The organism is Sphaerisporangium sp. NPDC005288 (assembly GCF_040607475.1).
In the GTDB taxonomy this organism is placed as follows: domain Bacteria; phylum Actinomycetota; class Actinomycetes; order Streptosporangiales; family Streptosporangiaceae; genus Sphaerisporangium; species Sphaerisporangium rhizosphaerae.
On the sequence record NZ_JBEXGT010000002.1, the window covers coordinates 336,208 to 358,179 of the forward strand.

The 21,972-nt window shown below is 70.4% G+C and carries 23 protein-coding genes; 14 read left to right on the forward strand and 9 right to left on the reverse strand.

Annotated elements, in window-relative coordinates; genetic code table 11:
- The first annotated feature begins 44 nt into the window (after positions 1-44).
- From ABZU32_RS03380 to ABZU32_RS03430, 11 genes are all read left to right on the forward strand, one after another.
- On the forward strand, positions 45-1,283 hold the full coding sequence (locus tag ABZU32_RS03380; RefSeq protein WP_354916502.1) for an MraY family glycosyltransferase: 1,239 nt from the start codon (positions 45-47) through the stop codon (positions 1,281-1,283).
- A gap of 209 nt (positions 1,284-1,492) precedes the next feature.
- On the forward strand, positions 1,493-1,921 hold the full coding sequence (locus ABZU32_RS03385) for a hypothetical protein (protein ID WP_354841835.1): 429 nt from the start codon (positions 1,493-1,495) through the stop codon (positions 1,919-1,921).
- Between the two features lie 289 nt (positions 1,922-2,210).
- Positions 2,211-3,002: a F0F1 ATP synthase subunit A gene (atpB, locus tag ABZU32_RS03390; protein WP_354841838.1), complete on the forward strand. Its 792-nt coding sequence runs from the start codon at positions 2,211-2,213 to the stop codon at positions 3,000-3,002.
- Positions 3,003-3,093: 91 nt separating this feature from the next.
- Positions 3,094-3,327: an ATP synthase F0 subunit C gene (gene atpE, locus ABZU32_RS03395; protein ID WP_354841841.1), complete on the forward strand. Its 234-nt coding sequence runs from the start codon at positions 3,094-3,096 to the stop codon at positions 3,325-3,327.
- Positions 3,328-3,359: 32 nt separating this feature from the next.
- Positions 3,360-3,899: a F0F1 ATP synthase subunit B gene (locus ABZU32_RS03400; protein ID WP_354841844.1), complete on the forward strand. Its 540-nt coding sequence runs from the start codon at positions 3,360-3,362 to the stop codon at positions 3,897-3,899.
- Positions 3,899-4,708: a F0F1 ATP synthase subunit delta gene (locus tag ABZU32_RS03405; protein ID WP_354841847.1), complete on the forward strand. Its 810-nt coding sequence runs from the start codon at positions 3,899-3,901 to the stop codon at positions 4,706-4,708. The genes ABZU32_RS03400 and ABZU32_RS03405 overlap by 1 nt, the downstream gene beginning before the upstream one ends.
- A gap of 40 nt (positions 4,709-4,748) precedes the next feature.
- Positions 4,749-6,398 carry a F0F1 ATP synthase subunit alpha gene (atpA, locus tag ABZU32_RS03410; protein ID WP_354841849.1) on the forward strand — a complete coding sequence of 550 codons (1,650 nt, stop codon included), beginning with the start codon at positions 4,749-4,751 and terminating at the stop codon, positions 6,396-6,398.
- Between the two features lie 3 nt (positions 6,399-6,401).
- Complete coding sequence (locus ABZU32_RS03415) at positions 6,402-7,304, forward strand: F0F1 ATP synthase subunit gamma (protein ID WP_354916505.1); 903 nt, start codon at positions 6,402-6,404, stop codon at positions 7,302-7,304.
- Between the two features lie 9 nt (positions 7,305-7,313).
- On the forward strand, positions 7,314-8,741 hold the full coding sequence (gene atpD / locus ABZU32_RS03420; protein ID WP_354841854.1) for a F0F1 ATP synthase subunit beta: 1,428 nt from the start codon (positions 7,314-7,316) through the stop codon (positions 8,739-8,741).
- 52 nt (positions 8,742-8,793) lie between these two features.
- On the forward strand, positions 8,794-9,195 hold the full coding sequence (locus tag ABZU32_RS03425; RefSeq protein ID WP_354916508.1) for a F0F1 ATP synthase subunit epsilon: 402 nt from the start codon (positions 8,794-8,796) through the stop codon (positions 9,193-9,195).
- Positions 9,196-9,247: 52 nt separating this feature from the next.
- The gene (locus tag ABZU32_RS03430; protein WP_354916511.1) at positions 9,248-9,613 is read left to right on the forward strand and encodes a DUF2550 domain-containing protein; all 366 of its coding nucleotides are present in this window, start codon (positions 9,248-9,250) and stop codon (positions 9,611-9,613) included.
- 355 nt (positions 9,614-9,968) lie between these two features.
- Here the strand turns inward: ABZU32_RS03430 and ABZU32_RS03435 are convergent, their stop codons facing one another.
- Positions 9,969-10,559, reverse strand: a complete 591-nt coding sequence (locus ABZU32_RS03435; protein ID WP_354916514.1) for a cob(I)yrinic acid a,c-diamide adenosyltransferase — start codon at positions 10,557-10,559, stop codon at positions 9,969-9,971.
- A gap of 176 nt (positions 10,560-10,735) precedes the next feature.
- On the opposite strand from ABZU32_RS03435, the gene ABZU32_RS03440 reads away from it, so the two are divergent.
- Positions 10,736-11,053, forward strand: coding sequence for an STAS domain-containing protein (locus tag ABZU32_RS03440; RefSeq protein WP_354916517.1), 318 nt, complete (start codon positions 10,736-10,738; stop codon positions 11,051-11,053).
- A gap of 159 nt (positions 11,054-11,212) precedes the next feature.
- On the opposite strand, the gene ABZU32_RS03445 is transcribed toward ABZU32_RS03440, so the two are convergent.
- The 8 genes from ABZU32_RS03445 to nucS all read right to left on the reverse strand — a co-directional run bounded on the left by ABZU32_RS03445 (position 11,213) and on the right by nucS (position 19,973).
- Entirely contained in the window at positions 11,213-11,821 is a 609-nt protein-coding gene (locus ABZU32_RS03445) for a TetR/AcrR family transcriptional regulator (protein WP_354841868.1), read from the reverse strand.
- An 80-nt stretch (positions 11,822-11,901) separates the two neighbouring features.
- A complete protein-coding gene (locus ABZU32_RS03450; protein ID WP_354916520.1) occupies positions 11,902-13,389 on the reverse strand; it encodes an aldehyde dehydrogenase family protein in 1,488 nt (495 codons plus the stop codon).
- A 289-nt stretch (positions 13,390-13,678) separates the two neighbouring features.
- Positions 13,679-14,296 carry a response regulator transcription factor gene (locus tag ABZU32_RS03455; RefSeq protein ID WP_354841874.1) on the reverse strand — a complete coding sequence of 206 codons (618 nt, stop codon included), beginning with the start codon at positions 14,294-14,296 and terminating at the stop codon, positions 13,679-13,681.
- The gene (locus ABZU32_RS03460; protein ID WP_354916524.1) at positions 14,293-15,672 is read right to left on the reverse strand and encodes a sensor histidine kinase; all 1,380 of its coding nucleotides are present in this window, start codon (positions 15,670-15,672) and stop codon (positions 14,293-14,295) included. Before ABZU32_RS03460 ends, ABZU32_RS03455 begins: the two co-directional genes overlap by 4 nt.
- A complete protein-coding gene (locus tag ABZU32_RS03465; protein WP_354916528.1) occupies positions 15,669-16,523 on the reverse strand; it encodes an ABC transporter permease in 855 nt (284 codons plus the stop codon). Before ABZU32_RS03465 ends, ABZU32_RS03460 begins: the two co-directional genes overlap by 4 nt.
- On the reverse strand, positions 16,520-17,368 hold the full coding sequence (locus ABZU32_RS03470; protein ID WP_354916531.1) for an ABC transporter ATP-binding protein: 849 nt from the start codon (positions 17,366-17,368) through the stop codon (positions 16,520-16,522). Before ABZU32_RS03470 ends, ABZU32_RS03465 begins: the two co-directional genes overlap by 4 nt.
- 142 nt (positions 17,369-17,510) lie before the next feature.
- Positions 17,511-18,689: a glycosyltransferase family 4 protein gene (locus ABZU32_RS03475; protein WP_354916534.1), complete on the reverse strand. Its 1,179-nt coding sequence runs from the start codon at positions 18,687-18,689 to the stop codon at positions 17,511-17,513.
- A 624-nt stretch (positions 18,690-19,313) separates the two neighbouring features.
- The gene (nucS, locus tag ABZU32_RS03480; protein ID WP_354841889.1) at positions 19,314-19,973 is read right to left on the reverse strand and encodes an endonuclease NucS; all 660 of its coding nucleotides are present in this window, start codon (positions 19,971-19,973) and stop codon (positions 19,314-19,316) included.
- Between the two features lie 116 nt (positions 19,974-20,089).
- Here nucS and ABZU32_RS03485 point away from each other — a divergent pair, with 116 nt between their 5' ends.
- Entirely contained in the window at positions 20,090-21,580 is a 1,491-nt protein-coding gene (locus ABZU32_RS03485; RefSeq protein WP_354916537.1) for a 3-hydroxybutyryl-CoA dehydrogenase, read from the forward strand.
- 126 nt (positions 21,581-21,706) lie between these two features.
- Positions 21,707-21,937, forward strand: coding sequence for an ATP/GTP-binding protein (locus ABZU32_RS03490; protein ID WP_354916540.1), 231 nt, complete (start codon positions 21,707-21,709; stop codon positions 21,935-21,937).
- The last annotated feature ends 35 nt before the right edge of the window (positions 21,938-21,972 follow it).

The following is a 21,972-nucleotide window of genomic DNA, read 5'->3' on the forward strand; positions in this document are numbered from 1 at the left end:
TTTTTCGGTCACATCTGACCGAACAATCCGGGAAACTGGGGTCTGTGCGCGAATACCTCCTCATGGCGTCGGTGGCAGCGGTGGTCACCTACCTGCTGGTCCCGCTGGTCAGGGTTTTCGCCCTGCGCATCGGGGCCGCGCCCGAGATCCGCGAGAGAGACGTGCACACCGTCCGCACCCCTCGGCTGGGCGGCCTGGCGATGTACGCCGGCATGCTCGCGGGGCTGTTCGTGGCGAGCCGGCTGGACCACATCGGCGAGAAGCTCGCCGACCCGCGCATGGGCGACGGCCACACGGTCATCGCCCTGGCCCTCGCGGGCGGGGTCATCGTGGTCATCGGCTTCCTGGACGACTGGTGGGGCATGGACGCCTTCGTCAAGCTCGGCGGCCAGATCGCCGCGGCGGGGCTGCTGGTCGCCTTCAAGCTGACCCTGCTGTGGATCCCGCTGCCGAACGGCCAGACGGTCAGCCTGGACAACACGCTGACCACGATCATCACGATCATGGTGGTGGTCGTCGCCATCAACGCGGTGAACTTCGTGGACGGCCTGGACGGCCTGGCGGCGGGCATCGTGTGCATCGCGGCGATGGCGACCTTCGCCTGGACCGTCGCGCTGACCGACAGTCTCGACCAGGGGCGCCTCAGCATCACGGCGGCCATCACGGCCATCCTCATCGGCATGTGCCTGGGCTTCCTGCCGCACAACTTCCACCCCGCCAAGATCTTCATGGGTGACACCGGGGCGATGCTGATCGGCCTGGTGCTGGCGACCTCGGTCGTCACGGTGACCGGCACGGTCGACTACAACGGGGCGGCCGGTGACATCAACCGCTTTCCCGTCGTCCTGCCCATCCTGCTCCCGCTCGCGGTGATGGTCCTCCCGCTGGCCGACTTGATCATGGCAGTGGTGCGGCGCACGTCCTACGGCAAGTCTCCGTTCGCGCCCGACCGCGGCCACCTGCACCACCGTCTGCTGCAGGTCGGCCACTCGCACCGGCGCACGGTGCTGATCATGTACGCGTGGACGTTCCTGTTCGCCGCGACGGTCGTGGGTCTGTCGGTCGGCGGCGTGCCGCTGATCGTCTTCCCGGTCGTCGTGCTGCTGGCGCTGGCCGTGCTGGTGATGATGGGCCTTCCCCTGTGGCGGTCCGGCCGGGGCGGGCGCGGTGGCGGCGTCCACGCCACGCGCCGGGGACCGGCTCCCGACGCCGGGCCGGCGGCCGAGGACCCATCGGTGCCCGGGACGGCAGGCGCTTCCCACGTCACGGCCACCAGCGGCTGACCCGGCCCGCATCCGGGCCTGCATCCGGGCCCGCGCGCAGATCATCTTCTGCTCTCGCCCGGGCGTTCACCTGCACGAAAGCCCAGGTAAAGGCGGCACTCCCTGAGCTTGTGATATCTTTCACTAGCAGTGGGCCCGGCAAGGCCCGGGCAACGCCAGCCCTGTAAGGTAGCAATCGCTCGCTTGACAACTGATGCCCTGGAGCACCGATGCAGGACAACGATCTCCGAATACTCAGAGCAGCCGTGATCCCGACGGCTCTGGTCGGCCTGATCGCTGTGGTGGCCGCCGCGTTCCTCGCGGGCTCCAAGGGCGCGCTCGGCTCGGGCATCGGGGTCCTCGTCGTGGTCGCCTTCTTCACCATCAGCCTGATCGCCGTCGCCTACGCCGCGCGCATCTCTCCGACGATCATGATGGCCGCGGCGATGGGCACCTACCTGGTGAAGATCCTGCTGCTCGCGGTGCTGCTCGAACGCTTCGCCGACGCCACCACGTGGGATCCGCAGTCGTTCAGCCTGACCGTCATCGCCTGCACCATCTGCTGGACCATCGGCGAGGCGCGCGGTTTCCTGCGTCTTCGCATGCTCTATGTCGATCCCGAGGTCAAAGTTCCCGGCCAGGTCGAGGAGAAGAGGTGAGCCGTCATGCTCCGCACCGCCGCTTCCCTTACACTCTCATCGGCAGACGAGGTTCGACCGCTCACCGTCGGGCCCCCGAGATGACGATCTCTCGAGGCTGGCTCGATATGACTAGTCACAGCCGCGCCTGCTATTGTCGCGTGCGCGGTAAACAAGGTTGGGGAACATCTGTCGGAGCCATCGAGCCCTGGCCTCCTCGCCCTCTTTCTACTTCTCATCCGGTCCGCCCGTCCGCGGCGAGGTCACCGGATGGCCACTTGACCGATCAACACGACGAAGGGAATGACGAGTGAGCGCCACGCTGACGCCTCTCGCCTCCGATGAGTTCCAGGCTCCGGGGCTCGGCATTTTCGACTGGCCGCCGCTCGTCGAAGGTCAGGCCTGGTTCAACAAGCCGGCCCTCCTCGCGCTGGTCGGCACGCTGCTGGTCATGGTGCTCACCTATTTCGCGTTCTCCCGGCCGAAGCTCGTGCCGCGAGGGTTCCAGAACGCCGGTGAGCTCGCCTACCAGTTCGTCCGCGAGCAGATCGCCCGGCCGAACCTCGGCAAGGACAGCGACCGCTGGATGCCGCTGCTGTTCACCCTGTTCCTGTTCGTGCTGGTCATGAACCTGTTCGGGTCGGTCATCTTCATCCAGTTCCCCGTGATGTCGCGCATCGGCTACCCGGCGATCCTGTCGATCTTCGTCTGGCTGCTGGTGATGTACCTGGGCATCAAGCACCAGGGGCCCATCGGCTTCTTCAAGAACGTGATGTTCCCCCCCGGGCTGCCCGGCTGGATCTACGTGCTGGTCGCGCCCATCGAGTTCATCTCGACCTTCTTCCTGCGCCACATCACCCACGCGGTCCGGCTGTTCGCCACCATGATGGCCGGCCACCTGATCATCGCGCTGTTCTCCGAGGTCGGCTGGCACTTCCTGGCCACCAACCTGACTCCGCTCGGCGCGCCGCTCGGCATCCTGGGCGTCGCGATGACCATCCTGCTGACCGCCTTCGAGATCTTCATCCAGGCGCTGCAGGCCTACGTTTTCGCGCTGCTCGCGGCGATGTTCATCAACGACGCGCTGCACCCGGCCCACTGAGACCCGCCCTCTGCGGCACCCCTTCCGTTAGCCCCGCCCGACACCTCCGGTGGGCACACACCCACTGGTCGATAGAAAAGGAAAACCACGCATGTCTGCTGCTGTTCTCGCCGAAGTGACCGGCAACCTCGGTTCCATCGGTTACGGCCTGGCGGCGATCGGCCCCGGCATCGGCATCGGCATCATCTTCGGCCAGGGCGTGCAGGCCATCGCCCGCCAGCCGGAGGCCTACGGCCTGATCCGTCAGAACATGATCCTGGGCTTCGTTTTCGCCGAGGCGCTCGCGCTGATCGGTATTGCGCTCGCGTTCGCCTTCCGGGCCTGACAGACGACCGGCTCTGAAGGAAGGCGGCATTCATGTACGCGCTAGCGGCAGAGGAAGCGACCAACCCACTCCTGCCTGACCTGGCCGAAATGGTCATCGGCGGGGTGTCGTTCCTGGTCGTTCTGTTCTTCATCGGCCGCCTCCTTGTGCCCCGCATCCAGAAGACCCTGGAGATGCGGACCGAGGCCATCGAAGGCGGCCTCAAGAAGGCCGAGGAGGCCCAGGCCGAAGCCCAGCAGACGCTGGAGGACTACCGGGCCAAGCTGGCCGAGGCCCGTCACGAGGCCGCCCGCATGCGCGAGGAGGCCCGCGAGCAGGCCGCGCAGATCAAGGCCGAGCTGCGCGAGGAGGCCCAGGCCGAGGCGCGCCGTCTCATCGAGGCGGCGCACGCCCAGATCGAGGCCGACCGCCAGCAGGCCTTCACCCAGCTGCGCGCCGAGCTCGGCCGCCTGTCCATCGAGCTGGCGAGCCGCATCGTCGGCGAGTCGCTGGAGGACCAGGCCCGGCAGAGCGGCGTCGTGGACCGCTTCCTCGATGAGCTGGAGTCCGCCGGCGAGGCGGCGGTGCGCTGATGAGGGGCCTGAGCCGTAGTTCGTTCGCCGAGGTCGAGGAGCGCTTCAACGCGGTCGCGGCCTCGGCAGACCTCGGCCGGCTGGCGCAGGATCTCGGCGCGGTCGCCGTCCTGCTCGACAACGAGCACGGGCTGCGGCGCAACCTCGCCGACCCGGCCCGCCCGGTGGAGCGCAAGGCCGAGGTCGTCCGCGGCCTGCTCGGCGGCAAGATCGCCGACGCCGCGCTGGAGACCGTCATCGCGGCCGTCTCGGCGCGGTGGTCCAGGTCGCCCGACCTGTCGGACGCCCTGGAGCGGCTCAGCGTCATCGCCTCGGCCGCCGAGGCCGAGTCGGCGAGCAGGCTCGACGACGTCGAAGACGAGCTGTTCCGCTTCGGCCGCATCGTCGAGGCCAACCCCGCGCTGCGCATGGCGCTGGTCGACCCCGCCGTCCCGGCGGACGCCAAGCGGGGGCTGGTCGCCGACCTGCTGCGCGACAGGGTGGCGCCGACGTCCCTGCGCCTGGTCACGCAGCTCGTGCTGCACCCGCGAGGACGTAGTTTGGAACGTGGGCTGGAGGAGTACGGCCAGCTCGTGGCGGAGCAGCGGCAGCAACTTGTCGCCGTGGTGCGCAGCGCGGTCCCGCTGACCGACGCGCAGAAGCAGCGCCTCACCGCCTGGTTGCGCACCACCTATGGACGGGACGTCCACCTCAACACCGAGGTGGACCCGCGGGTGCTCGGTGGGTTCTCGGTCCGGCTCGGCGACGAGCTGATCGACACCACGATCGCAGGACGTATTGAAGAAGTCCGCCGCCGGTTGGCCGGCTAGCAGTGTCAGGGCGGCCGATGATTAGGGAGACTGAAGAGAGATGTCGGAGCTGACGATCCGGCCGGACGAGATCCGGGACGCGCTTGAGCGCTTCGTTCAGGCGTACGAGCCGGAAGGCGCCGCGCGCGAGGAGATCGGGACCGTCGTCGACGCCGGCGACGGCATCGCCCACATCTCCGGCCTTCCTTCCGCGATGGCGAACGAGCTGCTGGAGTTCGAGGACGGTACGCGCGGTCTGGCGCTGAACCTGGATGTCCGCGAGATCGGCGCGGTCATCCTGGGCGAGTTCAGCGGCGTCGAGGAGGGCCAGTCGGTCCGCCGGACGGGCGAGGTCCTGTCCGTGCCGGTCGGCGACGGCTTCCTCGGCCGCGTGGTCGACCCGCTGGGCAACCCGCTCGACGGCAAGGGCGCCATCGAGGCCGAGCGGCGTCGTCCGCTCGAGCTGCAGGCCCCCTCCGTCGTCCAGCGCCAGCCGGTGAAGGAGCCGCTGCAGACCGGCCTCAAGGCGATCGACGCCATGACGCCGATCGGCCGCGGCCAGCGCCAGCTGATCATCGGCGACCGCGGCACGGGCAAGACCGCGATCGCCGTGGACACCATCCTCAACCAGCGCGAGAACTGGGCCACCGGCGACCCGACCAAGCAGGTCCGCTGCGTCTACGTCGCGGTCGGCCAGAAGGGCTCGACGATCGCGCAGGTCCGGGCACGCCTGGAGGAGGCGGGCGCGATGGAGTACACCACCATCGTCGCCGCCCCGGCCTCCGACCCGGCCGGCTTCAAGTACCTGGCGCCCTACACCGGTTCGGCCATCGGCCAGCACTGGATGTACCAGGGCAAGCACGTGCTCATCGTGTTCGACGACCTGACCAAGCAGGCCGACGCCTACCGCGCCGTGTCCCTGCTGCTGCGCCGTCCGCCGGGCCGCGAGGCGTTCCCCGGCGACGTCTTCTACTTGCACTCCCGTCTGCTGGAGCGCTGCGCCAAGCTGTCGGACGACCTCGGCGCCGGCTCGATGACCGGTCTGCCGATCATCGAGACCAAGGGCAACGACGTCTCGGCGTTCATCCCGACCAACGTGATCTCCATCACCGACGGTCAGTGCTTCCTGGAGACCGACCTGTTCAACTCGGGCGTCCGCCCGGCGATCAACGTCGGTGTCTCGGTGTCCCGAGTCGGCGGCTCGGCGCAGATCAAGGCGATGCGCAAGGTCGCCGGCACGCTGCGCCTGTCGCTGTCGCAGTACCGCGACCTGGAGGCCTTCGCGGCCTTCGCCTCCGACCTGGACGCGGCCTCCCGCGCCCAGCTCGAGCGCGGCGCCCGTCTGGTCGAGCTGCTCAAGCAGCCCCAGTACACGCCGTTCCCGGTGGAGAAGGAGGTCGTCTCGGTCTGGGCCGGCACCAGCGGCGAGCTGGACGACGTCCCGCTCGAGGACATCCGGCGCTTCGAGACCGAGTTCCTGGAGACCCTCTCCACCTCCTACAAGGGCGTCCTGGACGCCATCCGGGAGACCAGGGAGCTCGGCGACGACACCGTCACCACCCTCAAGGACGCGATCACCGAGTTCAAGAAGGGCTTCCAGACCTCCTCCGGTGAGATGCTGGTGCAGGACGAGCCCGTCGAGGCCCTGAGCGCGGACGAGGTCGGCCAGGAGAAGATCGTGAAGCACGTCCGCCCGACCGAGAAGAAGTAGCCCATGGGTGCCCAGCTAAGACTGCTGCGGCGGCGGATCCGGTCGGTCAGGTCCACGGCGAAGATCACGCGCGCCCAGGAGCTCATCGCCTCGTCCCGCATCATCAAGGCGCAGCAGCGCATGGAGGCGGCCGTCCCGTACGAGCGCGAGATCACTCGCGCGGTGTCGGCCGTCCTGAGCAACAGCGCCGACATCGACCACCCGCTGACGGTCGCCAAGGAGCGGCCGTCCACGGCGGGCGTGCTGATCGTCACCAGCGACCGCGGCTTCGCCGGAGGCTTCAACGCCAACATCCTGCGCGAGGCCGAGGCGCTGGCCGGTCACCTGCGCGGCCGCGGCATCGAGATCAAGCCGTTCGTCGTCGGGCGCAAGGGCATCACCTGGCACCGCTTCCGCAGCCGGGAGATGAGCGGGGAATGGTCGGGCTTCTCCGACAGCCCCGCCTACGCCCACGCCAAGGAGATCGCCGGCGCGCTGGTCTCGGCGTTCGAGGACGAGAACGGCATCGACGAGATCCACGTCGTCTACACCGGGTTCGTCTCGATGCTGACGCAAGAGGTGCAGGTCAAGCGCATCCTGCCGCTCGAGGTGGAAGAGACCACCGAAGAGCCGGCCGAGGGTCCGCTGCCGTACTACGAGTTCGAGCCGACCGCGGGCGAGGTGCTCAACCAGCTCCTTCCCCGCTACATCGAGTCGCGCATCTTCAACGCGCTGCTGCAGTCGGCCGCCTCGGAGCACGCCTCGCGTCGCCGGGCGATGAAGTCGGCGACCGACAACGCCAACGAGCTCATCCGCGTGTTCACCCAGCAGATGAACCAGGCTCGTCAGGCCGAGATCACCCAGGAAATCAGCGAGATCGTCGGTGGAGCGAACGCGCTCGCCGACGCCTCTGCGGGGAAAGAGTGAGAAACCACAATGACTGTTGAGACCGTCGCGACCGCCGTAGGTCGTGTGGCCCGCGTCACGGGTCCCGTCGTCGACGTGGAGTTCCCCGTCGAGGCCATGCCGGAAATCTACAACGCCCTGACCACCGAGGTCGCCCTCGGCGAGCAGTCCAGGACGCTGACCCTGGAGGTCGCCCAGCACCTCGGCGACAACCTGGTCCGCGCCATCTCCATGCAGCCCACCGACGGCCTGGTGCGCGGCGCCGCCGTCACCGACAGCGGCGGCCCCATCTCGGTGCCGGTCGGCGACGTCGTCAAGGGCCACGTGTGGAACGCGCTCGGCGAGCCGCTGGACACCGACAAGGCGTCCCTGCAGGTCAGCGAGCGCTGGGGCATCCACCGCCCGTCGCCCGCCTTCGACCAGCTCGAGTCGCGCACCGAGATGCTGCCCACCGGCATCAAGGTCATCGACCTGCTCACCCCGTACGTCAAGGGTGGCAAGATCGGCCTGTTCGGCGGCGCCGGCGTCGGCAAGACCGTCCTCATCCAGGAGATGATCCGCCGCGTCGCGCTGAAGTTCTCCGGCACGTCGGTGTTCGCCGGCGTCGGCGAGCGCACCCGCGAGGGCAACGACCTGTGGCTGGAGATGGACGAGGCGGACGTCCTGAAGGACACCGCCCTGGTGTTCGGCCAGATGGACGAGCCGCCGGGCACCCGCCTGCGCGTCGCCCTGTCGGCCCTCACCATGGCCGAGTACTTCCGCGACGTCCAGAAGCAGGACGTGCTGCTGTTCATCGACAACATCTTCCGGTTCACCCAGGCCGGTTCCGAGGTGTCGACGCTGCTCGGCCGCATGCCCTCCGCCGTGGGTTACCAGCCGACGCTGGCCGACGAGATGGGCGTTCTCCAGGAGCGCATCACCTCGACCCGCGGTCACTCGATCACCTCCATGCAGGCGATCTACGTCCCCGCGGACGACATCACCGACCCGGCCCCGCACAACGCGTTCGCGCACCTCGACGCGCAGACCGTTCTGTCCCGGCCGATCTCGGAGAAGGGCATCTACCCCGCGGTGGACCCGCTCGACTCCACCTCCCGCATCCTCGACCCGCAGGTCGTCGGCGAGGAGCACTACCGGGTCGCCCAGGAGACCAAGCGCATCCTGCAGAAGTACAAGGAACTGCAGGACATCATCGCCATCCTGGGCATCGACGAGCTCTCCGAAGAGGACCGCGTCACCGTGCAGCGGGCCCGCCGCATCGAGCGCTTCCTGTCCCACCCGATGTACGCCGCCGAGGCGTTCACCGGCCAGCCGGGAGAGTTCGTGCCGGTCGAGGAGACCATCCACTCCTTCAAGGGTCTGTGCGAGGGCGAGTACGACCACCTGCCCGAGCAGGCGTTCTTCATGGTCGGCGGCATCGACCAGGCCATCGCCAAGGCCAAGGAACTGGCCCGCTGACGACGGAATGCCGGTACGGCCGCGCCGTACCGGCATTCGAGGAAGGTGTGTGATGGCAAAGCTCCGCATCGGAGTGGTGTCGCCGGAACGTGAGATCTGGTCCGGCGAGGCCGACATGGTGATTGCCAAGACCGTGGACGGCGAGATCGGTATTATGCCGAATCACGCGCCCGTGCTCGGTGTCCTCGTCGAGGGCGGCGTCCTGCGCATCCGGCGCGGCGACGGTGACGACGTCATCGCCGCCGTGCACGGCGGTTTCATCTCGGTGGCCAACAACGACGTGTCGGTGCTGGCCGAGACGGCCGAGCTCGGCTCCGAGGTGGACGTCGCGTCGGCGCGCGACGCGCTCCAGCGGGCGCTCGCCTCCGTCGAGGCCGACAACGAGGACGCCGAGGCCCAGATCGAGGCCAAACGTGCTCGGGCCCGGCTGCGTGCGGCCGGCGAAGAGGTCTGATAAATACACCGACATGAACGTGGGGGCGGCAATGGCGGCGCTTGACATACTGGTGAGCGTTGTGGTCATCGCCGCCCTGATCGTTCTGCGCGGGGTGCTGCTGGCACGATCCCGCGGGAACGTCGTATGTAGTCTGCGGACCAAAGACCGCGCATGGAGGAGTGGAGTGGCCCGCTACGCGGGCGGAGAGCTCCATTGGATCCCTTTCCTGGGACTGCGACTGAGGCCGCGCCACGCTATCGCGAGGCGCGGCCTCACCGTTTCCACCCGCCGCCCCCTCGCCGGCGACGAGGGCCCCGCCGGCTACTGGACCGTCGACTGCGCGGGCGTGTCCCTCGCCATGAGCGAGGACGCCCTCACCGGCTTCCTCGCCTGGGTCGAGTCCGCCCCTCCCAGCGCCCACCTCGACGCTGCCTAGTCTGGCTGTGCTTATTGGCCTCGCTCCGCTCGGCGGGCTCGGGGCGCCCTTGAGGCGGCGCTCTTCGTCGTCGTTCACGAGCGCTCGTACCTCGCACTCGCTCTCTCCTCCTCACAGCACCGCCGCGCCCCGAGCTGTGCTTCTTGGCCTCGCTCCGCTCGGCGGCTCGGGGCGCCCTTGAGGCGGCGCTGTTCGTCGTCGTTCACGAGCACTCGTACCTCGCACTCGCTCTCTCCTCCTCACAGCACCGCCGCGCCCCGAGCTGTGCTTCTTGTGGCCGATCCGCTGGAAGCGCTCGACGGGCTCGGAGTGCCTTGAGGGATGGGGCTGTGGTCGTCTTGACGGGGGGGAGGGGTCAGCGGGTGGCGCCGGGTTTCCAGAGGAGTTCGGTGCCGTCCGCGGTGATGCGGCACAGGATGAACATCAGGTCGCTCAGGCGGTTGAGGTAGGTCGCGGTCAGCGGGTTGACGTCGTCGTGGGCCGCGAGGGCCGCCCAGGCCGTGCGCTCGGCCCGCCGGACGACGGTACGGGCCACGTGCATGAGCGCCGTGCCGGGGGTGCCGCCGGGAAGGATGAAGCTGCGCAGGGGCTTCAACCGCTCGTTGAACCGGTCGCACTGGGCTTCCAGCCACTCGACGTACGACGGCTCGACGCGCAGCGGCGGGAACTCCGGGTCGGGCGTGACCGGCGTGCACAGGTCGGCTCCGACGTCGAACAGCTCGTTCTGCACGCGGGACAGCACCTCGGCGACCTCGGCGGGCAGGTTTCCCATGGCCATGGCGACGCCGATCGCGGCGTTGGCCTCCTCGACGTCGGCGTAGGCGGCGAGCCGGGGGTCGGTCTTGTGCGTGCGGCTCATGTCGCCGAGGTTCGTGCTGCCGTCGTCTCCCGTGCGCGTGTAGATCTTGGAGAGGACGACCGGCTTGTCGTTGTCAGCTCGCGTCATGCCGCCCAGCGTAATCCGGGTGCCCGATCCGCATGCCCGCGCGGGCCGCGCGCGTGCGGCGGTGCTCGGCCGGACGCCCGCGACGTGCGGTTTGACCAGGATCGAGGCATGGGGGGCGCCGAAGCGGGCAGGGAGACGATGCGGCCTCGACAGGTCGCCGGACATGAGGAGGCGGCATGCGAGGCCGGATGGGTCCGGGTTGCCAGGAGGTCCACGTCGGGTCCCGGCTCGATGTGGGTACCGTCGCGGAGCTGCGGCCGCGCCTGCACGAGGCGGTCGAGAGCGGCGAGGGTGACATGTTCGTCGATCTCTCCGGCCTGGAGATGATCGACTCGGCCGGCCTGGGCGTTCTCGTCGGCACGCATCGCCGTGCGCTACGCGCGGGTCGCCGCCTTGTCCTGCGGGGAGTGCCGCCGCGGGTCATGCGGGTGCTCGCCATCACCCGGTTGCACCGGGTCCTGCGAGTCGAGTTGCCCGTGGCCGCGGTGGCCTAGTCACGCGTCGGTGGCCTGGTCGCGCGTGGGTGGCCTGGTCACTCTTCGGTGGCCTGGTCACGCGTCCGCCGCGCGTCGGGGCCGACGGGCCCGGGCGCCTGGGCAAGAGAGCGGGTCGGGGGGGGCCGGGCGGGCACGGCTCGGGCGTTCGCCGGGCGCTCAGGTGCCGAACGAGCGGCGGAAGATGTGGACGGCCGTCTCGATGAGGTGGTCCAGGGGCGGGCGTTCCTCGGCCAGCACCCACTCGATCAGCAGCTCCTGCAGCGCGCCTACGACCCCGAGGGCGAGCAGGTGGGTCAGGTTCGGCAGGCCGTCCGGCAGGTCTCCCAGGCTCTGTTCGATGATCTCGGTGAAGCCCTTGACCGCGCGCTGCCGGTGGGCGGTGAGGATGTCGCCCGCCCGCCGCACCTCAAGGTGCATGATGCGGGCGCGGCGCAGGTCCCGGGTGACGAAGGTGATGTACTCCCTGATGCCCGCGCAGATCCGGCTGTCGGGGTCGGGCGGCGCCTCGCCGATGGCCTTGGAGACCGCGAGGATGGTCTCCTCGACGCAACGGTCGTACACGGCGCGCATAAGATCTTCGCGTCCCGTGAAACATTCATAGAAAGCACGGTTGGAGATGCGCGCCGAGGCGCACAGCCGCTCGATCGTGGTCGCGGTGAAGCCCGCGCCGGCGAACAGCGTGTAGGCGGCGGTCAGCAGCCGTTCTCTGCGGTCGGCTAATCGCTGCTCCGCTGTCATTCCGCGGTAGTCGCGTCCGGTCGCCACTGCTCACCTCGCGTCCTGCTGGCCCCGTAGGAACCCATCATTATGGACGCAAGATCGTTTTTCTGGAAGTATCAGGACAACTACCTTCTGCGTCGACCATGCAGGAATGTGATCAGCTTCACAAGGCGGTCCATCTCCGCGGGGGTCCGGCGGAAGGAGGTGATGGTCATCCCGGGCAACGGGAACCGCTGGCGGGCGATGGCCTTCGGCCGGGCGAACTCGCGCAGCCCGTCCGCGCCGTGGATGCGCCCGAACCCCGAGTCGCCCACGCCGCCGAAGGGCAGCGACGGCACACCCGCGAACGAGATGACCGAGTTGATCGCCGTCATCCCGCTGAGCATCGCCCGCGCCAGCTCCATGGCCCGCCGCGCGTTGCCCGAGAAGACCGTGCCTCCCAGGCCGTAGGAGACCGCGTTGGTCCTGCGCATCGCCTCCTCGGCGCTCGCGACCTTGCGCACGGTGACCGTCGGCCCGAACGTCTCCTCGCGCACCGCGCTGGAGTCCTCCGGCACGTCCGTCAGCACCACGGGATCGACGTAAGGGGGCCGCACGGACTCGGCGCCGCCGACGACGGCCGTGCCGCCCTTGGCGAGGGCGTCGTCGACGTGCCGCCGGATCACCTCGGTCTGGGCCGGCATGGTGATCGGCCCGTAGTCCTCACCGGTGCGCACCGCCCGCGCCCGCTCGGTGAGCTCGCGCATGAAGGCGTCGTAGACCCCCTCGACCACGTACACGCGCTCGACGCCCACACAGGTCTGCCCGGCGTTGGACATCGCCCCCCACAGCGCGGCGTCGGCCGCGGCGGCGACGTCGGCGTCCGCGTCCACGATGAGCGCGTCCTTGCCGCCGCACTCGGCCACCATCGGCGTGAGGTTGGCCGCGCAGGCGGCCATGACCCGCTTGGCGGTGGCCGTCGAGCCGGTGAAAGCGATCTTGCGGACGCCGGGGTCGGCGGCCAGCGCCGCTCCGGTGTCGCCGAGCCCGGTGACCACCTGGAACACCTCGTGCTCGGGCACGCTCTGGCGGAACAGCTCCGCCAGCAGCACGCCGACGCCGGGGGTGAGCTCGCTGGGCTTGAACACCACGGCGTTCCCCGCGGCGAGGGCGTAGGAGATCGACCCCATCGGGGTGAAGACGGGGTAGTTCCACGGCCCTATCACCCCGACCACGCCGAGGGGCAGGTACTCCAGGGTGGCGGCGAGGTTGGCGCCGAGCAGGCCCGGCGAGACGCGGCGCCGGCTGAGGACCTTGCGGGCGTTGCGCGCCGCCCAGTCGAGGTGGGTGATCGTCAGCACCGTCTCCAGCGTGGCGTCGCCGATCGGCTTGCCGGTCTCCTGCTGGACGAGGTCGGCGATGCGGCCGAGATTGGCGACGAGCACCGCCTTGTAGTCGAGCAGCCGGCGCCTGCGCGCCTCGAAGCCCAGCCCCGCCCACCAGCGGGCCGCCTCTCCGGCGCGCTCCACGGCCGCGTGGACGGCCTCGGCGTCGTGCCGCGGGTGGGTGCCGACGACGGCGCCCGTAGCGGGGTTCAGTGAGTCGAAGGCGGCCTGCTCGGTGGCGGTTGTCATGGCGTCTCCTCCTCGGGCCTCACGGCCGCGCTCGCGCCCGGATGCGCCCGTCCGGGACCACGCTGGTCCCTACCCGGGACCTGTGGTCACCTTAGCCGCGCCGCCACACCGGATACCATCTGCCCCGAACATTGTTCCGCGTCCGTGTCGCTCCTGTGCCCGGCCGGATCCGCGCCAGCGCCCGGGTCGGCTCCGCGTCCGTGTCGCCCCCATCCCGGTCGGCTCCGTGTCCGTGTCGCACCCGTGTCCGGGCGGCTTCGCGCCTGTGCCCCAAGGGGCCGGTGCGGGGCTAGAGGAGGCCGCGGGTGAGTGCGGTGGTGACGGCGGCGGTGCGGTCGGAGACGCCCAGCTTGCCGAAGATCCGCAGCAGGTGCGTCTTCACCGTCGTCTCGCTGATGAACAGCTCCCTGCCCACCTCGGCGTTGGTGAGGCCGCGCGCCACCAAGGCCAGCACCTCGGTCTCCCTGGGCGACAGCGACTCGGCGGCCGGCGCCCGCATGCGGGTCACCAGCCTGGTCGCCACGGCCGGCGACAGCACGGTCTCGCCCCGGGCCGCGCCGAAGACGGCCGCGACCAGGTCGGCCCGCGAGGTGTCCTTCAGCAGGTAGCCCGCCGCGCCGGCCTCGACCGCGCGCACGATGTCCTGGTCGGTCTCGTAGGTCGTCAGGACGATCACCCGGGTCTCCGGGCGGGCGGCCAGGATCGCCGGGATGGCACCGGCGCCGTCGCCGCCGGGCATGCGCAGATCCATGAGGATCACGTCCGGGGACAGCTCGCGGGCGCACACCACCGCCTCGCGACCCGAGCCGGCCTCGCCCGCCACCTCGATGCCGGGATCGGCCTCCAGCATGCCCCGCAGGCCCTCACGGACCACCGGATGGTCGTCGACGATCAGCACGCGTATCACTCGATGCCGCCCTTCTGGGGGAGCCGGACGGTGAGCGTGGTGCCGCGCCCGGGAGCGGTGTCCAGGTCCACGGTGCCGCCCGCCTGCTCGACGCGGCCCCGCATGGCGCGCAGGCCGAACCCGGCGGAGGGGGACAGGCCGTCGAACCCCGTCCCGTCGTCGCTCACGCGCAGGACCACCTCCTGGTCGAGATAGGTCAGTCCGAGCGCGGCCGACGCGGCCCCGGCGTGCTTGCGCACGTTGGCCAGCCCCTCTTGCGCCGCGCGGATCAGCACGACCTCCGCGCCGGGCGGCAGCGCCCGTGAACGGCCCTCGACGCCGAAGGACAGCGGGATGCCGAGCTCTTCGCCGACGCGCGAGGCGATGCGGCCTAGAGCCTCCTCCATGCTCGACCCGTCCAGCGGAGGCGGCCGCAGGACGGTGATCAGCCCTCGCGCCTCGTCCAGGCCCTCCTGGGCGGTGCGCATGGCCAGCGCCAGGTGCCGGGAAGGGTCGGGCTGCGCCTCCGCCGCCTGGAGCAGCATGATGATGCTGGTGAAGCCCTGGGCGAGGGTGTCGTGGATGTCCCCGGCCAGCCGTTCGCGCTCGGCCAGGGCGCCGCGCTCGCGCGAGAGCCGCTCCACCTCGGCCCGGCTGGCCGACAGCTCCTCGATCAGCTCGGCCCGGTCGGCGCTCTGGTTGACGATGCGGGTGATCCACCGCCCGGCGATGATCGAGAAGACCGCCGCCACCACGCCGGAGGCCACGAAGCCGACCAGGTCGTCCATGCGGACGCCGGGCGTCATGACGAAGCGGATCGCCGGAGCCGTGTTCAGCAACAGCACGGTGGTGACCGCCCACCGCACGGGCAGCGCCATGAACATCTGCGGGCACAGGGCGAACAGGGCGAACGTCGACGGTGGGGCGATCACCGTGGCGGGGACGAACGTCACGATCGCGAAGCCGGCGTAGAGCAACCCGAAACGGCCGTAGTGACGCTGGGCCTTGAGCGCGCGCCGCCCGACGAGCACGTAGGCGACGGCGCACGCGCACAGGGAGCCGATGGCCACGGCTTTGGCGGCGTCCCCCGCGCGCCTGTCCATGATCACCAGCGCGAGGGTCACCACGAACGCGAGCAGATAGAGCGCCTCCCACCCGCGCAGGATCTGCCAGGCGTTGGCCACCGGCCCGTTCGCGCCGCCCGACGCGCCGGGTCTGGGGCCGGCCGTGACCGCCGGCCCGCCCGGGGCCGTGACCGCGCGGCCGCCGGGGGATGTGTCCACGGGGCGGCCGGGGGAGGTGTCCACGGGGCCGCCGGGGAGCGGCATCGTGAGGCGGTCAGGGGGCGGGCCGCCCGGGCGGGTGGGGAGAAGGCCGGTGAGAGTCCGTCGCGTCATCCGTCGCGGCGGCTCTTCCAGCGGAACGTCATCAGGCACAGGGCAAGACCTCCGACGACCCACGCTGCCAGGACCATGGCCACGCGGTCCAGTTCGTAGGTGCCCGTGATCTCCAGGGCGGCCCCCGAATCGCCCAGGAAGACCGATCTGAAGCCCTGGCACATCCATTTCAGCGGGAAGAAGGAGGAGATTCCGACCAGCCACTGCGGCAACTGCGTGAAGGGGATGTAGACCCCTGAGATGAACTGCAGCACCACGAACGGCAGGCTGATCACCGCCGAGGCGCTGCGGGCCGAACGCGGCAGGCCGCTGACCGCGATGCCGAGCAGCGAGGAGGCGGTGATGCCGAGCACGAAGACCCAGGCGAAGGTCGCCCAGCGGACCGGGTCGGAGGGCAGGCGCACGTCGTAGGCGGCCACGCCGATGGCCAGCAGGATCGCGACCTCCAGGAAGGCCACCAGGAGCACCTGCAGGATCTTGCCGACGAAGTAGGCGCTGTGCGGGATGGGAGTGCCGGACAGGCGCTTCAGCGTGCCGTCGTCGCGGTCGACGGCGATGCCGATGCCGAGGTTCTGGAAGCTCGCGGCCATGACCCCCGCGCCGATGAGCCCCGCGGTGTAGAGCTGGGAGGCGGTGATGGAGGTGCCCCCGAGCCGGTCGGAGAAGATGGAGCCGAAGATCGCCAGCAGCACGATCGGGAAGGCGAAGGTGAAGACGACGGCGTCCCTCTCGCGGAAGAACATCCGGGTCTCCACGCCGGCCCTGGACCAGCCGAGCGCGAGCGCCGAGGGCAGGCGGGGCGGTGCGGCCGGGGGAGCGGCCGCGGTGGGGGCGGTGACGGCGTCGGTCATCGGGTCGTCTCCGCGATGAGGTTCATGTAGACGTCCTCCAGGGACGGTCGGGTCACGGTCAGCTCGGGGACCTCGCCGCCGAACCGGCCGGTGAGCTTCAGAATGGTCGCGGTCGGCGTGCCGGTCTCCAGGTGCCGGCGCTCGCCGTCCTCCAGCCAGCCCACCGTCGCGCGGGCGGCGGCCCGGCCGCCGAGGGTGGAGGGGCGGTCCTGCGCCACGATGCGGCCCCTGGCGATCACCGCCACCCGGTCGGCCAGCGCCTCGGCCTCGTCCAGATAGTGGGTGGTCAGCACGATCGTCGTGCCGTCGCGGGCCAGGTCCTCGATCAGCTCCCAGAACGTGCGCCGCGCCTCGGGGTCGAAGCCGGTCGTCGGCTCGTCGAGGAACAGCAGCTCCGGGCGGCCGACGACGCCGAGCGCCACGTCGACGCGGCGCCGCTGGCCGCCGGAGAGCTGCCTGATGCGCTTGCCGGCCTGCTCAGCCAGCCCGACCCGGGCGATCACCTCGTCGGGGTCCCGGGCGCCGGGGTAGTAGCCGGCGAAGTGGCGGACGGTCTCGCGCACCGTCAGCTCGGCGGTGTCGTTGGAGGTCTGCAGGACGATGCCGACCCGGCTCCGCCACTGCCGGGTGGGATGGCCGGGGTCGGCGCCGAGCACGGTGACCTCGCCCGCGTCCCGCTTGCGGTACCCCTCCAGGATCTCGACCGTGGTGGACTTGCCCGCGCCGTTCGGGCCGAGGATGGCGAACACCTCTCCCGCGGCGATGTCCAGGTCGATGCCGTCCACCGCCCGGACCTCGCCGTAGCGCTTGGTCAGCCCGCGGACCCTCACAGCTGTCTGCGTCATGCCCTCGAGCATCGTCCGCCCGGACCCCGCGCGGCACCACCGGACAACCGACCCCGTGTCCTCCGTTCGGTGGACACCGCCGCGCGACGCCGGTGCGCGACGCCGGCGCCCGCGGGGCCGGTTCCGGGGCGTCAGGGCGGGGTCAGACCGGCGTGCCGAGGGAGCACTCGGGCTGCGGCCGGCGCTCGTCCAGTTCGGCCAGCAGGGCCGTCCACTGGGCGCCGATCACCTCCATGTCGTAGGACGCGGCGGTCTTGAGCGCGTTGGCGCCCATCTCGCGCCGCAGTTCCTGGTCCTCGATCAGGCGGCAGATGCCGGCCGCCAGCGCGGCGGCCTTCTTGGACCGGACGAGAAGCCCGTCGTGGCCGTCGGTGATGATCTCCTTGGGGCCGTGCGGGCAGTTGAAGCTGACCACCGGCACGCCCTTGCTCATCGCTTCCAGGATGGTCATGCCGAATCCCTCGTAGCGGGAGCTGACGGCGTAGATCGACGCCTTGGACAGCTCGACGCCGATCTCGGGGGTGCTGCCCATGAGGAAGACCTTGTCCGACAGCCCCGCCGCGTCGATGCGGTCGCGCAGCTTCTCCTCGCGTTCGGGGGTGCCGCCGCCGTAGATGCGCAGCACCCAGTCGGGGTGGGTCTCGGCGACGCTCTTCCAGGCGTTGACCAGGCGGTCGAAGCCCTTGGCCCACACGACGCGGCCGATGCCGACGACCACCTTCTCCTCCAGGGAGGACACCTCGCCGGCCAAGTCGGGGATGGCGTTGGGGATGCGCAGCAGACGCCCGGGCGGGTTCCCCTTCAGTAACCTGGTGTACTCCTTCAGATCGGCCCTGGTGAGCGTGGTGAAGGCGTCGAGCTTGCCGTAGCGCCTCTTGATCTGGGTCTGGAGCTGCGGGCCGTGCGACTCCAGGGTGACGTGTTCCTGGCCGATGGTGAGCACCTCCGGCGGCGCGAACAGGCCCATGGCCAGGTTGAAGGCCGGCCGCGTGCCGATGACCACCCCGCCCCGCAGCGAGCGCAGGTAGCGGGCCAGCCGCAGATCGGTCAGAAGGCTCATGTTGAGGTAGGCCTTCTCCTCCTCGGGGACCAACCTGCTCGGACGCCGGGCGAGGAACTCGGCGAGCCGTCCTCGGGGGGCGATGCGGTCGTCCAGGAAGCGCAGCCGCACACCGGGCGGCATCGGGAAGAACGGCTCCTCGTTGGTGCGGGTCAGGCTGACGATCTCCACGTCGTGCTCGCGCGCCAGGTAGGCGGCCAGGTTGAGCACGGTGCGGATCGTGCCGCCCATCCCGTAGGCGTGCAAAAGCAGAATGTGCACCGATCGAGTGCTCCGTGGCGGAGCCTTCCGCGCCCGCCGCGCGTTCACCAGGTCGAGCAGCTTCACCGCCCCACGTGCGACGGCCTTGCGTCCCCTCGTCAACACCCCGAAGACCCCTCAAATCATGCGGTCATGGACATGCCCCTCGTATCCCATGTGCCATCTCGGCCGGGAAGCATCCGTGACCGCGGGTGAGAATAATGAACTACCCCGTGGAAGGTAAGGATTGCGTTAGCGCGGCCCTTACCTTGCCCTCACTCGCATGATCTAGACGCTCTCAAGGGGTGCTTCCGTTGCATCTGGTTCACAGGTAATTCACCGAGTAATGCACCGATAGCGGAACGTATGGCCACAGGGGCGGCGTGGGGTGCGGTGTCCGGTTCTGTGAAGGTGAACGGCCTTACGGTGCGGACCTCTGGCAAGGCCGGGCGGGATGTGGAGGAGGGGACTGGTCGTTCTGCGCCATTCCTTCTATGAACTGTCCCGACAATTGGCGGCGTTCTGGGTGAATGACGGGTTTCGCGATATATGTACAGATTGGGGGTTTAGTTCAGTCCGGTCGGGCGCGACCGGAACAGGGCATGGCTCCGCCCGGACGCGACCGGCGGTGACGAACGGCGCGGGTCAGAAAAGGGTGTCGGTGCGCTCGATGCCACGCAGGGCGTCGTAGTCGAGCGTGACGCAGTCGATGCCGCGGTCGGTGGCCAGCACCCTGGCCTGCGGCCTGATCTCCTGGGCGGCGAAGATGCCCTTCACCGGCGCCAGCAGGGTGTCGCGGTTGAGCAGCTCCAGATAGCGGGTGAGCTGCTCGACGCCGTCGATCTCGCCGCGCCGCTTGATCTCGACGGCGACGGTGCCGCCCAGATGGTCGCGGCACAGGATGTCCACCGGCCCGATGGCCGTCGGGTACTCCCGCCGGACCAGCGTCCAGCCGGAGCCGAGCGTGGCGATATTGTCGGCCAGCAGCTCCTGCAGGTGAGCCTCGACGCCGTCCTTACGCAGGCCGGGATCGACGCCCAGCTCGTGCGAGGAGTCGTGCAGGATCTCCTCGATCGTCAGGACGAGCTGCTCGCCGGTCTTACCGTGGGTGACCGTCCACAGCCCCTCCTCCTCGCGCAGCTTGCACGGGGGGTTCATCCAGTTGAGCGGCTTGAACGCCCGGTCGTCGGCATGGATCGACACCGAACCGTCCGCCTTCAGCAGGATGAGCCGGGGCGCCATCGGGAGGTGCGCCGTGAGCCGTCCCACGTAATCCACGCTGCAACGCGCGATGACCAGCCGCATGACGGCCAACCCTACCGCCCGTCCCGCCGTGGGGGGCGCGTTCTCGGGGCCGTCGGACGGGCGAGGGGACGCCTCTGGGAGACTTGCGGCCAGAACAGGGACGGCAGGAGGGCAGGATGGCACGCACGTTCCACACCGTCGGCGTCGTCGGTCTCGGCACCATGGGCGCGGGCATCGCCGAGGTCTTCGCCCGGGCCGGGCTGAGCGTGATCGGCGTGGAGGTGGACGCCGCGGCGCTCGAGCGCGGCCGGGACAACCTCCGGCGGTCCACCGAGCGGGCCGTCGCCCGCGGCCGGATGACCCCCGGGGAGCGCGACGACATCCTCGCCAGGGTCGGCTTCACCGGCGCCCTCGCGGACCTGCGCGACGCCGACCTGGTCGTCGAGGCCATCCCCGAGGTGATGGACTACAAGCGCGCCCTGTTCGCGGACCTCGACCGCGTCTGCCGGCCCGGCGCCGTCCTGGCCACCAACACCTCCTCGCTGTCGGTCACCGCGATCGCCGCGTTCACCTCCCGGCCGGGCCAGGTCGTCGGCATGCACTTCTTCAACCCGGCCCCGGTCATGCGGCTGGTCGAGGTCGTCGGCACGGTGGTCACCGAGGACGGGCTGACCGCGGACGTCGCGGAGCTCGCGCGGCGCGTCGGCAAGACGCCGGTCACCGTGGGCGACCGGGCCGGGTTCGTGGTCAACCGGCTGCTGCTCGGCTACCTCAACCACGCCGTCACGCTGCTGGAGCGCGGAGTGGCGGCCAAGGACGACATCGACACGGCCATGAAGACCGGAGCCGGCCTGCCGATGGGCCCGTTCACGCTGCTCGACCTGATCGGCCTGGACGTCTCCCACGAGATCTGCGAGGTGCTGTTCCAGGAGACCCGCGACCGGGTGCACGCCCCCGCCCCCCTGCTCAGGGAGCTGGTGACCGCCGGGTTGCTCGGGCGCAAGAGCGGCCGGGGCTTCCACGACCACGCCGGCGCCGCCCGGCCTCCCGCCTCCGCGCCGGCAGGGCCGGCAGGGCCGGCAGGGCCGACGGTCGGGTCGGTCCACGTGCTCGGCGACGGCGCCGGGGATCTGGCCGCCCGGCTCGCGGCCGCGGGCGTCAAGCACACCGAGGCGGAGGAGGCCGACGTGGTGATCGCGCTGTCCGGCACGCCGGTCGTCGAGCACGCCGCGCGGCTGCCGCGTCCCGAGCGCCTGGCGGGGCTCCACCTGGTGGGCGACCGGGTGGCCGAGGTGGTCTCGACGGCGATCACCGCCCCCGAGACGGCGCGCGCCGTCGCCGGCCTGATGGAGGCGCTCGGGCGCACCCCGGTGCCCTGCGCCGACCGCGCCGGGTTCGTGGTCGACGCGCTGCTCTACCCCTACCTCAACGACGCCGTCCGGATGTACGACTCCGGCTACGCCTCCATCGAGGACATCGACACCGCCATGCGCCTGGGCTGCGGCTACCCGGCCGGGCCGTTCGAGACCCTCGACGCCATCGGCCTCGGCACGGTACGCGACGGCCTGCGGGCGCTGTACGCCGAGTACCGCGAGCCGTTCTTCGCGCCCACGCCCCTGCTCGACCGCCTGGTGACCGCCGGTGTGACGAGCATCCGGGGCCGGTGACGGAAGAACACCCGCCACACCGACGTTCGTGCCGATATGAGCCCCCGCCGCGCCCGCCGTCCCGACCCGAGAGACAAGGGTCGCGGCTCCGTCGCGCCACGCCCGCTCGACGGAGTCCTGCGCGGCATGGAGCAGGTGGAGGAGGGACCTGACGGGGAGTGGAAGGTCCGCAACGTCTCCGGCGCGGGCTCTGACAAGATGTACCGCTGCCCGGGGTGCGACCAGGAGATCCGCGCGGGGCTGCCCCACGTGGTGAGCTGGCCCAACTGGAGCGGCGGAGAGGGGGAGCGCCGCCACTGGCATACCGCCTGCTGGCGCAAGCGGGTGGACCGCGGCCCCGGCCGCTCCCGCTACTGAGCCCGCCCCGTCTTCCCCGGCTCCCGCGCCGCCTG

What these genes read in the sequence shown, in the direction of transcription:
- ABZU32_RS03385 (WP_354841835.1), top strand. Translation starts at nt 1,493, where the DNA reads ATGCAGGACAACGATCTCCGAATACTCAGAGCAGCCGTGATCCCGACG.
- atpE (WP_354841841.1), top strand. Translation starts at nt 3,094, where the DNA reads ATGTCTGCTGCTGTTCTCGCCGAAGTGACCGGCAACCTCGGTTCCATC.
- ABZU32_RS03400 (WP_354841844.1), top strand. Translation starts at nt 3,360, where the DNA reads ATGTACGCGCTAGCGGCAGAGGAAGCGACCAACCCACTCCTGCCTGAC.
- ABZU32_RS03405 (WP_354841847.1), top strand. Translation starts at nt 3,899, where the DNA reads ATGAGGGGCCTGAGCCGTAGTTCGTTCGCCGAGGTCGAGGAGCGCTTC.
- atpA (WP_354841849.1), top strand. Translation starts at nt 4,749, where the DNA reads ATGTCGGAGCTGACGATCCGGCCGGACGAGATCCGGGACGCGCTTGAG.
- ABZU32_RS03415 (WP_354916505.1), top strand. Translation starts at nt 6,402, where the DNA reads ATGGGTGCCCAGCTAAGACTGCTGCGGCGGCGGATCCGGTCGGTCAGG.
- atpD (WP_354841854.1), top strand. Translation starts at nt 7,314, where the DNA reads ATGACTGTTGAGACCGTCGCGACCGCCGTAGGTCGTGTGGCCCGCGTC.
- ABZU32_RS03425 (WP_354916508.1), top strand. Translation starts at nt 8,794, where the DNA reads ATGGCAAAGCTCCGCATCGGAGTGGTGTCGCCGGAACGTGAGATCTGG.
- ABZU32_RS03435 (WP_354916514.1), bottom strand. Translation starts at nt 10,559, where the DNA reads ATGACGCGAGCTGACAACGACAAGCCGGTCGTCCTCTCCAAGATCTAC.
- ABZU32_RS03440 (WP_354916517.1), top strand. Translation starts at nt 10,736, where the DNA reads ATGCGAGGCCGGATGGGTCCGGGTTGCCAGGAGGTCCACGTCGGGTCC.
- ABZU32_RS03450 (WP_354916520.1), bottom strand. Translation starts at nt 13,389, where the DNA reads ATGACAACCGCCACCGAGCAGGCCGCCTTCGACTCACTGAACCCCGCT.
- ABZU32_RS03460 (WP_354916524.1), bottom strand. Translation starts at nt 15,672, where the DNA reads ATGACGCGACGGACTCTCACCGGCCTTCTCCCCACCCGCCCGGGCGGC.
- ABZU32_RS03465 (WP_354916528.1), bottom strand. Translation starts at nt 16,523, where the DNA reads ATGACCGACGCCGTCACCGCCCCCACCGCGGCCGCTCCCCCGGCCGCA.
- ABZU32_RS03470 (WP_354916531.1), bottom strand. Translation starts at nt 17,368, where the DNA reads ATGACGCAGACAGCTGTGAGGGTCCGCGGGCTGACCAAGCGCTACGGC.
- nucS (WP_354841889.1), bottom strand. Translation starts at nt 19,973, where the DNA reads ATGCGGCTGGTCATCGCGCGTTGCAGCGTGGATTACGTGGGACGGCTC.
- ABZU32_RS03485 (WP_354916537.1), top strand. Translation starts at nt 20,090, where the DNA reads ATGGCACGCACGTTCCACACCGTCGGCGTCGTCGGTCTCGGCACCATG.
- ABZU32_RS03490 (WP_354916540.1), top strand. Translation starts at nt 21,707, where the DNA reads ATGGAGCAGGTGGAGGAGGGACCTGACGGGGAGTGGAAGGTCCGCAAC.